Source organism: Halomonas sp. AOP13-D3-9 (assembly GCF_052379125.1).
Classification (GTDB): Bacteria; Pseudomonadota; Gammaproteobacteria; order Pseudomonadales; family Halomonadaceae; genus Vreelandella.
On record NZ_JBQSYH010000043.1, the window covers coordinates 1 to 2,872 of the forward strand.

At 54.9% G+C, this 2,872-nt stretch carries 2 protein-coding genes and 1 pseudogene; 1 reads left to right on the top strand and 2 read right to left on the bottom strand.

Annotation, left to right across the window (positions count from 1 at the left end):
- Window positions 1-361, top strand: a pseudogene (locus tag ACT3UM_RS24040) (hypothetical protein); the annotation flags it as partial.
- Window positions 362-487: 126 nt separating this feature from the next.
- Here the strand turns inward: ACT3UM_RS24040 and ACT3UM_RS24045 are convergent.
- On the bottom strand, window positions 488-1,531 hold the full coding sequence (locus ACT3UM_RS24045) for a L,D-transpeptidase family protein (protein WP_035539261.1): 1,044 nt from the start codon (window positions 1,529-1,531) through the stop codon (window positions 488-490).
- A gap of 53 nt (window positions 1,532-1,584) precedes the next feature.
- The coding region (lnt, locus tag ACT3UM_RS24050) for an apolipoprotein N-acyltransferase (protein ID WP_498902529.1) at window positions 1,585-2,872 on the bottom strand (1,288 nt) is incomplete at its 5' end.

Sequence of the window (2,872 nt, forward strand, 5' to 3'; positions counted from 1 at the left end):
TCAACAGGGCGATGTGGACAACTATTTGCAGGCGGTGCCCGGACAAGCAGCCTCGGTCACGGGGTTTACTAATTTCTTAAATCGCCAACATGCCACCACGTTGGCTCCTCGGGTGGATGTAAAACGGGCAAGAAAGCGGCGAAAAGAAACACTAGCCCGCACCCTGATGACGATGGCCCGGTGTGCTGATCAAGGAGAGGCCTGGAGGGAGGCATGGATCGTTGCTGCCATGGAGTATTTCCATGACACAAAATTAACGCAGAAAATGCTTCGACAACAGACCGTAGAGCGGACGACAGACGGGATACAGGTGGTAGTGGGTGGCGTTACCTACTGGCTGCCTCTGGATATTGAGTGCTAAGACACTGATAGCGCGCAGTCACTTGGAGGGCCCCGCGACTCTGTAGGCGAATGTCGCCCCGCCGTTTGGACGGGGCTATGGCTCTCTACCTATATGCCAGGGCTCAACGGGGTGCCAAAAGGCGTGTCATGACCGTTGAGATGACGTCAAAACCAGGTCTTCATAAATGCCCTTGATAGCCTTCTCTTCTGGGCTGTGGCGCTGTGGCTCCTGTTCCTGCTTTGGATGTAGTGGGGTTATAAGCCCGTTAGAGAGTGACAGGACATCGCTGAGCTGCTCGTAATCGAGGTTTACGTTATCGACATTGTATTGGTTAAGGCGTGTCATGGTCTCTGTGAGTGCGGTCATACTGTGCTCTTCTTCTCCAAGCGGCGGAAAGGCTTGAATCAGCGGCTGACCGCCTTCCCAACCTATCTTGATCGGCTGATTGATGATGTTGACTTGGGTGCCGGGTGGAATGCGGTCAAATATAGATTCGATGTCTTTGGGTAACATGCGGATACAACCTCGGCTTGCGCGCATGCCAATGCCATCGGGCTGGTTGGTGCCGTGAATCAAATAGCCATCGAAGCCTAGGATGATGGCATGGTCTCCTAGCGGGTTATCGGGGCCGGGTGGCACAACGCTGGGCGCGGTTTCACCGCGTGCTTCCGCTTCGCGTTTTACCGACTCAGGCGGGTACCACGCGGGGTTTTTAATGTTCATGGTGGTCTCGGTCACGCCTAGAGGAGTATCAAACCCTTCGCGACCAATGCCAATAGGATAGGTCTCAACACGCGGTGTCTCACCGTTTTTGACATCTGGGTAGTAGTAAAGCCGCAGCTCGGCGATATTGATGACGATCCCAGTACGCTCCACATTCGGCAGAATAAAACGTCCCGGAATAGTCACTTCCGTGCCCACCCCTGGAACCCAGATGCTAACCTCTGGGTTTGCACGGATCATCTCCAAATAGCCAAGGTTGTGACGCCTGGCAATATCTATCAAGGTATCGTCGTAATCCTTTACGATAAAGGTGTCAGCCTCTCCGATAATATTACCTTCCTCTGGTAGCGGGTAATGCCCTTTGGGCCATTCCGTCTCCTGGGCAGTGGAAGGTTGTGCCGCCATGGCGACAGGGAGCCATGCCAGAAACGAAACCATCACACTCACGATGAAGCCGATCTGCATTGGCCATGGGAGGAATCTCTTAAGTATTGCTGCGTTCTTTGCCAAGAGCATCGCTAGGTTCCTTTTTCATCTAATGCGTCGTTTTTTGATCGAGATAAGTTCAGTTGTAACCCGAGCAGTGTCAGCACCGCAGCGAGTATCCAAGCGGGGCCACTACCGGTGCGTGTGAAAGGAGTTAGGCCCTGCATCGGGGTCACCTCGCCAGTTAAACTGGCCGGTTCAAACTGTGGGGCACGGGCTGTGACGTGGCCTTGTGAATCGATGATGGCCGTCACGCCATTACTGGTAGCTCGAAGTAGGTGACGACCATTTTCTAAGGCACGTAGACGCGCCATTTGAAGATGTTGGTGTGGGCCAATGGAGCGCCCAAACCACGTATCGTTGGAAACCGTTAATAGCAGCTCGGCATTACGCGCCTGTTGGGCGACATGGTCGGCAAAAATGATTTCGTAACAAATGGCATTGCCAATGGTGGCTCCAGCCACGTGTAACGGAGCCTGTTCGCCTGTCCCTGGGGTCAGGCGAGGTACTGGCAAGTCGAAAAAAGCAAGGGTGCCAGCGAGGAGACTTTGGAATGGCAAATACTCGCCAAAGGGCACCAAGTGCGCCTTCTGGTATTCGCCCTGCACATCATTTAGCCCTATGACGCTGTTATAAGAGCGCCCTTCACTGTCGCGTTGCAAAATGCCGGTCAACAAGGCGGTGTCAGGCCCCAGGTCGGACGCTACTTGCTCAAGTATTTGCTGTGCTTCCTGCTCAAGCATGGGAAGGGCTGCCTCGGGCCAAACGATGAGATCGATATCCCTTGCTTGCTCCCGTGTCATCGCCGTGTAGATACTGATCGCCTCGCGCTGCCCTTGGGCAGTCCACTTAATGCGCTGGTCAAGATTCCCTTGCAGCAATGCCACCCGGATGGGCTTGCCAGCCGGGGTTGTCCATTGGGCGGGCAATAGGAATGGAACGATCCACAAGGCGGCCATTGGGACAAGGAAACCCCAGCGGCGACGCAGTACCTCTACCCCTAACGTACCTGTCAGCGCGGTCATGAGTGACAGCAAGTACACACCACCAACGGGCGCCCATGGGGCTAGTGGAGAATCTACCTGAGAGGTGCCCAGCAATAACCAGGGAAAGCCGGTGAGCAACCAGGTGCGTAGCCATTCGCTCACCACCCACATACCGGCAAAGCTAAGACAGGCTAACCGTGGCCCCGTGATGCGCCGATAGAGCCCAAAGGGGATTGCAAAGAAGAGCGCCAGGGCGCTGACAAAAAGAGTGGTGAGGAGCATCGCCACCAAGGCCCCGGTGCCACTGAAATCGTGAATAGCAACGAAGACCCAT

What these genes read in the sequence shown, in the direction of transcription:
- ACT3UM_RS24045 (WP_035539261.1), bottom strand. Translation starts at nt 1,531, where the DNA reads ATGCAGATCGGCTTCATCGTGAGTGTGATGGTTTCGTTTCTGGCATGG.